This is a genomic window from Streptomyces sp. WG5 (assembly GCF_049974565.1).
Classification (GTDB): Bacteria; Actinomycetota; Actinomycetes; order Streptomycetales; family Streptomycetaceae; genus Streptomyces.
The window spans coordinates 288475-298566 of sequence record NZ_JBNGGC010000004.1 but is presented as its reverse complement, the minus strand read 5'-3'; the positions used below and the strand labels follow the sequence as shown (position 1 = coordinate 298566).

The following is a 10092-nucleotide window of genomic DNA, read 5'->3' as shown; positions in this document are numbered from 1 at the left end:
GGAAGCTAAGCCTTACAGCGCCGATGGTACTGCAGGGGGGACCCTGTGGGAGAGTAGGACGCCGCCGAACAATCATTCAAAGGGCTGGACCCAGAACTTTCGTTTCTGGGTCCAGCCCTTTTTTGTCGTCCGTCACTTCAAGTTCACGTTGCGCTACGACCATCACTCGTATGGGTACTGCAGCAATGCTCAGGGCCGCCGGCGTCGGAGTCGGCGACGAGGTCGTCGTACCTGCCTTCGGCAACGCGGAAGTCGCCGAAGCCGTCGCTCTGATCGGCGCCTTGCCGGTCTTCGCGGACATAGACCCGGAGACGTACTGCCTGGACGCCACCGCGGTGGAGGCCGCGCTGACACCCCGGAGCGCGGCCGTGGTCGCCGTACACCGGTTCGGAAGGCCGGCGGACATGACGACGCTGCACAGCGTCGGACAGCGGCACGGGCTGCTCGTGCTGGAGCACAGCGACTCCGAAGTGTCCTACGAGGAGACGGCACAGCGCAGGCAGCGGGCCGCCTACCTCGACGGGAAGTTGAGGGGCGTGGGTATCCCGGATTGGGCTGACGGGCACACCTACCAGCAGTACGTGGTGCGGGTGCCGGGCAACGGGCGGCCCGACCGTGACGCGTTCGCCCGGGCCGTCCGGGGCAAGGGAGTCGAGTGCCGGGTGCCCGTCAAGACGCCGGTGCACCGGATGCCCGGCTTCCGGCGGTGCGTGTCGCTGCCGGAAACGGAGCGGGCCGCGAACGAGACGCTCGCGCTGCCGGTCGACGCCTCGTTGACCAAGCGGGACATGCAGCGGATCGTGTCCGCCTGCAACGCCCTCGGCGGTCTTCTCCAGGCCGCCTACTGAAATCCCTGGTTGGGAGCACCCGCCCGTTCAGGGTATGATCTATTCCGTTGCCGCAGGGAAAACCCCGGAAAGCAACAGGCCCCTATAGCTCAGTCGGCAGAGCGTCTCCATGGTAAGGAGAAGGTCAACGGTTCGATTCCGTTTGGGGGCTCCACCGCAAAGGCCCCGCCCCATCGGGCGGGGCCTTTCGCATGCCCGGATCCGGTCCCGGATCCGGAGCGCTAGTCCGTGTGCGGCTCCGGGACACGCATCGCGAGAATCGCCATGTCGTCGGACGGGGCGTCCGACGCGAAGCGCTCGACCGCGCGCATGATGCGGGCCGCCACCGCGCCGGCCGTCAGGCCCGTGCACGTGGTGAGGACGTCGGCGAGGCCGTCGTCGCCCAGCATGCGCGCCCCCTCACGGCGCTCGGTGACGCCGTCCGTGACACAGAGCAGGACGTCGCCCGGGTCGAGGGTGACCGTCTGCTCGTACAGCTCCAGGTCCTCGATGACGCCGAGGAGAGGCTGAGGCTCCGCTGCCGGTTCGACCGTGCCGTCCTGGCGCAGGCGGAGTGGAAGAGGGTGGCCGGCGCAGACCACCTTCAGCTCCGCGCCGCCATCCTCCTGCGGGCGCATCTCGCCGTACAGCAGGGTGAGGAAGCGGCTGCGGGCGCCCTCGTCGAGGATGGCCGAGTTGAGGCGCTCCAGGACCGCCGGACCGCTGAGCCCCTCGCGGGCCAGCAGGCGAAGGGCGTGCCGGGCCAGACCCGTGACAGCCGCCGCGTTCGGGCCCGTACCGCAGACGTCACCGATGGCGAAGCCGTATGCGCCGTCGCTGATCGGGAAGAGGTCGTAGAAGTCGCCGCCGACCTCGTTGCCCTCACCGGCCGCGCGGTAGATGACCTCGACCTCGACGCCGTCGATCAGGGGCAGCTCAGGAGGGAGCAGGCTGCGCTGGAGGGACTGGCTGATGGCCGTGCGCTCCGAGTACAGGCGGGCGTTGTCCAGGGCCAGAGCGGCCCTGCGGGACAGATCCTCGGCGAGTTCGAGGATCTCCTGGCGGAAGTGCTCGTCGGTCGGCTTGCCCAGGGTGAGCATGCCGATGACGCGGTTGCGGGCGACCAACGGGAGGACCACGGTCTCGCCGCCGACCGCGGAGGCCGTGGCGAGGGTCGGGCCGATGCCGCTGCTGAGCTGGCGCGTGGGGCCGCCGTTGAGGCCGAGGTCCCGCATGGAGGTGCGCAGCGCCGCCTGGTGGGCCACCTCACCGGGCGCCGACCAGACCCGGGCGCCCGGGGTGGGCACCGGGTCGGGCGGGGCGATCTTCGACAGCAGGGACTTGATGCCGTCGATGAGCTCCTCGTCCTCGTGCAGGACATAGGAGAGATACGGCTCCGACGCCTGGTCCGCGATCGTGTAGACGGCGCACCAGGTGGCCAGGGTCGGGACCGTCATCTGCGCCATCAGGGCCAGCGTCTGATCGCGGTCGAGAGTGCCGGCGAGCAGGTCGGACGCCTCGACGAGGAAGCTGAGGGAACCACGGCGCAGCCGTTCCAACTCGCCCAGGCGGGCGGACTCGACGGCCAGGGCGATGCGGTCGGCGGCGAACTGGAGGCGCAGCGCCTCCTCGTTGGAGTACCGGCCGGCGGACTCGGCCGCGACGCCGAGGGAGCCGGTGAGGCGGCCCTCGACCTTGAGGGGGACGGTGACGACCGAGCGCATGCCCGTGCCGTTCAGCAGCGGGACCGCGCCGGGGACCGCCGCGAGGTCGTCGTGGACGGCGGGCATGCGCGCGGAGCCGTAGCGGCCGGGGCCGGCCTCGACCGGGACGCGCGCGAAGCGCTGGCGGGCGGAGGGCAGGCCGGTGGAGGCGCGGACCTCCAACTCGGTCTCGTCGTCGGTCGCCAGGAGCAGGAAGGCGGCGTCGGCGTCGAGCATGTCGCGGGCGCGTTCCACGGTGCGCTGGAGGAGGCCGTCGAGATCGTCCGGGGCGGGGGAGCCGATGAACACCTCGAAGGGGTCGGCGTTCTGGCCCTCGGAGGAGGAGGCGGAGTCGGAGGACGGTACGCGCGACGGCGTCTGCAGAACCGCGCGTTCGTGCTCCCGGACGAGGAGGCAGACCGTGGACGGCTCACCGGCGGCGTCCCGGACGCGGAGGTGGGAGGCGTAGACGGGTGTGACACGGCCGTTGGCGCCCCTTATGCCGTAGCTGCCCTCCCAGCGGGAGAGTTGGAGCGCCTCCACGATGCCGGTGCTGGTGCCGGGAGTGTGCGGCCAGGCGGCGAGGTCGGTCAGCGGCTTGCCCGTGACCTGATCGGCGGGATAGCCGAAGAGTTCCTCGGCGTCCTCGTTCCACGATGAGACGGCGCCGGCACGGTCGATCTGCACGACGGCGACGCGGACCCGGGCGTCGGCGAGGGGCAGCAGATCCGCCGGGAGGGACGGGCCGGCCGCGCGGGTGCCGACCGGGCGCTGCGGGAGGTGGAGGTGAAACCAGACGTTCTTCAACGTGGACGTGTACTCGACGCCCCAGCGGTCGGCCAGGGCCGCGCACAGCTGGAGCCCCCGACCGCCCTCGCGGTCGAGGCTGCCCATCTGGGCGGGAGAGCCCTGAAGGGGAACCTCGCGCTCCGGGTAGTGGTCGGCCACCTCGATCCGTACGCCGTCGTCGCTGCGCAGGCAGACGACATCGGCTGTGGTGCCGGCGTGCACCACGGCATTGGTCACCAGTTCGCTGGTGAGCACCACGGCGTCGTCGACGATGTCGGCATGGCCCCAGCCCTGGAGCGTGTCCCGGACGAAGGACCGGGCGCTCGCCACCGACCGTCCGACGGGCTCGAAGCTGGCGGCCGCGCGCGCGGTGATCACAGAACTCCTCGATCTTCTCTCCCCGGGCACGGCCTCATGGCCGACCGGCTCACTCCGCTGCTGCGGCAGCCCACCCGTCGGCCCGGGATCCGGGGGCTGCTCCCCCGGGATCAGTCCGGTGGTCATTCCGGCCGCCCCTCCGATGCCCGTTCGTCTCCGTGCCACCGCCGCCCAGACCGGACGCACCGGCGTGGCTGGACAGCCGCATGCAAGGTTACTTACCTTCGCCGTCCGCGCGGATGCCGGTCTTCAGTGTTTCCGCCCAGAGGGTGTGCGGACGATGTGCGAAGCTGCCGAACTGTTATGGCCGGGTTCGGCCGGGGTGAAACACTGGGCAAGCTTCCTATGAAGGTCAGGGCAGGTTGAATGCGAGCCGAGTGCGGCGGGCAGCAGCCCTGGAAGCGGTCCGCGCGAGCCGGTTCGGCTCGCGCGGCAGCACAGAAGAACGCGGCAGTAACCGGTCCGCCGAGCGGTGGCACCCGGGCACAGCAGTAACGGTCGACCCCTGCGGGAGGGACACAGTGGAGTCTGGCGCAGCGACGCGGGCCACGAAGACGCGCGCGAAAGGCGGACAGTCCCTGAGTAACCAGGGCAAAACGCGGGGTGGCAGTACGACCGTGGACACGGCCGCGCTGAATCGGCTGCTCGCCGCCCTCGTGTCCATGCGGGAGGGGAACTTCCGCAAGCGGCTCACCGTGTCCGGCGACGGCGTGATGTCGGAGATCGCGGCGGTCTTCAACGAGGTGGCCGACCGCAATCTCCATCTCACGGGTGAGCTGGCCCGGGTGCGGCGCATGGTCGGGCGTGAGGGAAAGCTCACGGAGCGGCTGGAGACGGGCGCCTGCGAAGGGTCCTGGGCGACCGCGATCGACAACTCGAACGCGCTCGTGGACGACCTCGTACGGCCGGTCTCCGAGGTCAGCCGGGTGCTGTCGGCGGTGGCGGACGGTGACCTGTCGCCGCGTATGGAACTGCGGACGCAGACGGCGGAGGGCACCGGGCAGCCGCTGCGCGGTGAGTTCCTGAAGGTCGGGCGGACCGTGAACAACCTGGTCGACCAGTTGTCGACGTTCACGGACGAGGTCACACGGGTGGCCAGCGAGGTCGGCACCGAGGGCAAGCTGGGCGGCCAGGCCCGGGTGCGCGGAATGTCCGGTTCGTGGAAGGACCTCACGGACTCCGTCAATACGATGGCGTACCGGCTCACCGCGCAGGTGCGGGACATCGCGCTGGTGACGACGGCGGTGGCCAAGGGTGATCTGTCCCGGAAGGTCACGGTTCACGTGGCCGGGGAGATGCTGGAGCTGAAGAACACCGTCAACACGATGGTGGACCAGCTCTCCGCGTTCTCGTCCGAGGTGACGCGCGTCGCCCGCGAGGTCGGCACCGAGGGCGCCCTGGGCGGGCAGGCGCAGGTGCCGGGCGTGGCCGGGGTGTGGAAGGAGCTCACCGACTCCGTCAACACCATGGCCGGGAACCTGACCGCCCAGGTGCGCGAGATCTCCCACGTGACGACCGCCGTCGCCAACGGCGACCTGTCGAAGAAGGTGACGGTGCCGGCCCGCGGCGAGGTCGCGCAGCTCGCCGAGACGATCAACCAGATGACGGAGACGCTGCGGATCTTCGCGGACGAGGTCACGCGCGTGGCCAACGAGACCGGCGGCGAGGGGCAGCTCGGCGGCCAGGCGAACGTGCCGGGCGCGGCGGGGATCTGGAAGGACCTGACGGATTCCGTCAACACCGTCTTCCGGAACCTGACCACTCAGGTGCGTGACATCGCCGCGGTGACGACGGCGGTGGCCAGCGGTGACCTGTCGCAGAAGGTCACCGTGGACGTGGCCGGCGAGATGCTGGAGCTGAAGAACACCGTCAACACGATGGTGGACCAGCTGTCGAGTTTTGGTGCCGAGGTCACCCGTGTGGCCCGTGAGGTCGGTGTCGAGGGTGAGCTGGGTGGCCAGGCGCAGGTGCCGGGTGCGGCGGGGACGTGGAAGGACCTGACGGATTCCGTCAACACCGCGTTCCGGAACCTCACGGGGCAGGTGCGCAACATCGCCCAGGTGACGACGGCGGTGGCCAACGGCGACCTGTCGCAGAAGGTCACCGTGGACGTCTCCGGTGAGATGCTCCAGCTGAAGAACACCGTCAACACGATGGTGGACCAGCTGTCGAGCTTCGCCGACCAGGTGACCCGGATGGCCCGGGACGTGGGCACGGAGGGCCGCCTCGGCGGTCAGGCCCGCGTCGACGGGGTGTCGGGGACGTGGAAGGAGCTGACGGACTCCGTCAACTTCATGGCGGGCAATCTGACCTCCCAGGTGCGGCAGATCGCCCAGGTGACGACGGCCGTGGCGCGAGGCGACCTGTCGCAGAAGATCGACGTCGACGCGCGCGGGGAGATCCTGGAGCTGAAGAACACCATCAACACGATGGTCGACCAGCTCTCCGCCTTCGCCGAGCAGGTGACCCGGGTCGCCCGCGAGGTGGGCACCGAGGGCCGCCTCGGCGGGCAGGCCCAGGTGCCCGGGGTCGCCGGTGTGTGGCGCGACCTGACCGACTCGGTGAACGGCATGGCCGGGAACCTGACCGCGCAGGTGCGCAACATCGCGCAGGTCGCGACGGCGGTGGCCCGCGGTGACCTGTCGCAGAAGATCACCGTGGACGCGCGCGGGGAGATCCTGGAGCTGAAGAACACCCTGAACACGATGGTGGACCAGCTGTCGTCGTTCGCCCAGGAGGTCACGCGCGTCGCGCGTGAGGTGGGCACCGAGGGCATCCTCGGCGGGCAGGCGGAGGTGCAGGGCGTCTCCGGCACCTGGAAGGACCTCACGCAGTCCGTGAACGGCATGGCCAACAACCTGACCATGCAGGTCCGCAACATCGCCGAGGTCACGACCGCGGTGGCCAAGGGCGACCTGTCGAAGAAGATCACCGTCGACGCCAAGGGCGAGATCCTCGAGCTCGTCACGACCGTCAACACCATGGTCGACCAGCTGTCCTCCTTCGCCGAGCAGGTCACGCGCGTGGCCCGCGAGGTGGGTACGGAGGGCATTCTCGGTGGGCAGGCGCACGTGCCCGGAGTCGTGGGCATCTGGAAGGACCTCAGCGACAACGTCAACCTGATGGCGAAGAACCTCACCGTCCAGGTGCGGAACATCTCCCAGGTGGCCGCCGCCGTCGCCAACGGCGACCTGACGCGGACGGTGACGATCGAGGCGCGCGGCGAGGTCGCACAGCTCGCCGACACCTTCAACACCATGGTGAAGACGCTGAGTTCCTTCGCGGACCAGGTCACCAAGGTGGCTCGCGAGGTGGGCACGGACGGCATCCTGGGCGGCCAGGCGCACGTGCCGGGCGTGGCGGGCACCTGGAAGGACCTCACCGAGTCGGTGAACCAGATGGCGTCCAACCTGACCGGTCAGGTGCGCAACATCGCCATGGTCACCACGGCCATCGCCAAGGGCGATCTGACCAAGAAGATCGACATCGACGCGCGCGGGGAGATCCTCGAGCTGAAGACGACCATCAACACGATGGTCGACCAGCTGTCCTCCTTCGCCGAGGAGGTGACCCGCGTGGCCCGCGAGGTGGGTACGGAGGGGCAGCTCGGTGGTCAGGCACGCGTGCGTGACGTCGACGGCACCTGGCGGGACCTGACCGAGTCCGTGAACGAGATGGCCGGAAACCTCACCCGGCAGGTGCGAGCCATCGCGCGCGTGGCGACCGCGGTGACGCGCGGCGACCTGAACCTGAAGATCGACGTGGACGCCTCCGGGGAGATCTCCGAGCTCCAGGACTACATCAACAAGATGATCGCCAACCTGCGCGACACCACGATCGCCAACAAGGAGCAGGACTGGCTCAAGGGCAATCTGGCCCGGATCTCCGGGCTGATGCAGGGACGCCGCGACCTCCAGGACGTGGCCTCGCTGATCATGAGCGAGCTGACCCCGGTGGTCTCCGCGCAGCACGGGGCGTTCTTCCTCGCCATGCCGCACGTCGACGGCCAGGAGCAGGCCGGCGCTCAGAGCGACCAGTACGAGCTGCGCATGCTCGGGTCGTACGGCTACTCGATGGGCTCCATGCCCACCTCGTTCCGTCCCGGGGAGGCGCTGGTCGGCACGGCCGCCGCGGAGAAGCGCACGATCCTTGTGGAGAACGCGCCGAGCGGCTATCTGAAGATCTCCTCCGGGCTCGGAGAGGCTCCGCCCGCCCAGGTGATCGTCCTGCCGGTGCTGTTCGAGGGGCAGGTGCTCGGCGTCATCGAGCTGGCGTCCTTCACCCCGTTCACGCAGATCCAGAAGGACTTCCTCAACCAGATCGCCGAGATGATCGCGACGAGCGTCAACACCATCTCCGTCAACACCAAGACGGAGGTGCTGCTGAAGCAGTCGCAGGAACTGACCGAGCAACTGCGGGACCGGTCCGAGGAGCTGGAGCAGCGGCAGAAGGCCCTCCAGTCGTCCAACGCCGAACTGGAGGAGAAGGCCGAGCTGCTGGCGCAGCAGAACCGCGACATCGAGGTGAAGAACACCGAGATCGAGGAGGCGCGGCAGGTCCTGGAGGAGCGTGCCGAGCAGCTCGCGGTCTCCATGCGCTACAAGAGCGAGTTCCTGGCCAACATGTCGCACGAGCTGCGTACGCCGCTCAACTCGCTGCTGATCCTGGCCAAGCTGCTCGCGGACAACGCCGACGCGAACCTGTCCCCGAAGCAGGTCGAGTTCGCCGAGACGATCCACGGCGCCGGCTCCGACCTGCTCCAGCTCATCAACGACATCCTCGACCTGTCGAAGGTCGAGGCGGGCAAGATGGACGTCTCCCCGACGCGCATCGCGCTCGTCCAGCTCGTCGACTACGTGGAGGCCACGTTCCGGCCGCTGACCGCGGAGAAGGGCCTCGACCTGTCGGTGCGCGTGTCGCCGGAGCTGCCCGCCACGCTGCACACCGACGAGCAGCGGCTGCTCCAGGTGCTGCGCAACCTGCTGTCCAACGCGGTGAAGTTCACCGACTCGGGAGCGGTCGAGCTGGTCATCCGGCCGGCCCGGGACGAGGTTCCGCAGGCCATCCGGGAGCAGTTGCTGGAGGCCGGTTCGATGAGCGACCCGGACGCCGAGCTGATCGCGTTCTCCGTGAGCGACACCGGGATCGGGATCGCGGCCAGCAAGATGCGGGTGATCTTCGAGGCGTTCAAGCAGGCCGACGGCACCACCAGCCGCAAGTACGGCGGTACGGGCCTGGGACTGTCCATCTCACGGGAGATCGCGCAGCTGCTGGGCGGTGAGATCCACGCGCAGAGCGAGCCGGGCCGCGGGTCGACGTTCACGCTCTACCTGCCGCTGCACCCGAGCGAGCTGCCCGCCCACGGTTACCAGCAGCCCCTTCCGTCGCTGGAGCCCGGCGGGGTGCTCGCGTCTCCGGGCGCCGTGGCCGAGCTGTCGGGGACACAGACCGAACCGCCGGCGGAGGTGACGTCGTACCACGACTCGCAGAACGGTGCCGCGGCGCTGTTCCGGCGCCGTCGCAAGGCGGGCCCGGAGCCCGCAGCGCGGTCCCTGGCGCAGGAGCAGCAGCCGGCCGCGGGGCAGGAGGCGGCGCCGCAGCCGAACCGGGGGATCCGCTTCGGCGGGCAGAAGGTGCTGATCGTCGACGACGACATCCGCAACGTCTTCGCGCTCACCAGCGTCCTGGAGCAGCACGGCCTGTCCGTGCTGTACGCCGAGAACGGACGCGAGGGCATCGAGGTCCTGGAGCAGCACGAGGACGTGGCGGTCGTCCTGATGGACATCATGATGCCCGAGATGGACGGTTACGCGACGACCACGGCGATCCGCCGGATGCCCCAGTTCGCCGGCCTTCCGATCATCGCGCTGACCGCGAAGGCGATGAAGGGCGACCGGGAGAAGGCCATCGAGTCGGGGGCCTCCGACTACGTGACGAAGCCGGTCGACCCCGATCATCTGCTGACGGTGATGCAGCAGTGGATGAGGGAGGAGTAGGTTCGGACGGGCACCGGACGGTACGTCCGGTCGGTCCGGCTGCGGTACGGTCGGGCACCGTGGCCGTGGTACGCCGGGGTGCGGTGTCCGTGGTACGTACGGGTACCGTCCGCGCGGCGCGTGCGGGCGGTGTGCGAACGTGGGGTGCGTGCGAGAGGCGGCCGGCTTCGGCGTCCCCGTGCAGTTGCTGACCGAGTGTGCCCGAAACCGTGTAGAAGTACGGGATTCGGGGAACCTTCTGGTCCCCCGCCGCGTTTCTGCTACGTGCACAGTGACATCACGGTGACAGGGTGTGGCGACAGGCGGGGTGCGGCTACGATGACCGGCACAAGGACGGGCGGCGCAAGGGAGTCGTCCCCTGGGGCGGCGCCCGCCGGTGCTGCCCCAAGTCCTGCGGAC

Annotated in this window: 3 protein-coding genes, 1 tRNA gene and 1 rRNA gene; 4 read left to right on the top strand and 1 reads right to left on the bottom strand. The window is 69.5% G+C overall.

Annotation, left to right across the window (positions count from 1 at the left end; genetic code table 11):
• From rrf to ACP4IX_RS06495, 3 genes are all read left to right on the top strand, one after another.
• Positions 1 to 70, top strand: a 5S ribosomal RNA gene (gene rrf / locus ACP4IX_RS06505); the annotation flags it as partial.
• 115 nt (positions 71 to 185) lie between these two features.
• Positions 186 to 848: a DegT/DnrJ/EryC1/StrS family aminotransferase gene (locus ACP4IX_RS06500; RefSeq protein ID WP_426521881.1), complete on the top strand. Its 663-nt coding sequence runs from the start codon at positions 186 to 188 to the stop codon at positions 846 to 848.
• A 78-nt stretch (positions 849 to 926) separates the two neighbouring features.
• Positions 927 to 1002, top strand: a tRNA-Thr gene (locus ACP4IX_RS06495).
• 67 nt (positions 1003 to 1069) lie between these two features.
• Here the strand turns inward: ACP4IX_RS06495 and ACP4IX_RS06490 are convergent.
• Positions 1070 to 3823, bottom strand: a complete 2754-nt coding sequence (locus ACP4IX_RS06490) for a SpoIIE family protein phosphatase (protein WP_426521756.1) — start codon at positions 3821 to 3823, stop codon at positions 1070 to 1072.
• A 395-nt stretch (positions 3824 to 4218) separates the two neighbouring features.
• Here ACP4IX_RS06490 and ACP4IX_RS06485 point away from each other — a divergent pair, with 395 nt between their 5' ends.
• Positions 4219 to 9693: a HAMP domain-containing protein gene (locus ACP4IX_RS06485; protein WP_426521757.1), complete on the top strand. Its 5475-nt coding sequence runs from the start codon at positions 4219 to 4221 to the stop codon at positions 9691 to 9693.
• The last annotated feature ends 399 nt before the right edge of the window (positions 9694 to 10092 follow it).

Coding starts and splice junctions, on each gene's coding strand:
- ACP4IX_RS06490 (WP_426521756.1), bottom strand. CDS start 3,823: ATGACCACCGGACTGATCCCGGGGGAGCAGCCCCCGGATCCCGGGCCG.
- ACP4IX_RS06500 (WP_426521881.1), top strand. CDS start 186: ATGCTCAGGGCCGCCGGCGTCGGAGTCGGCGACGAGGTCGTCGTACCT.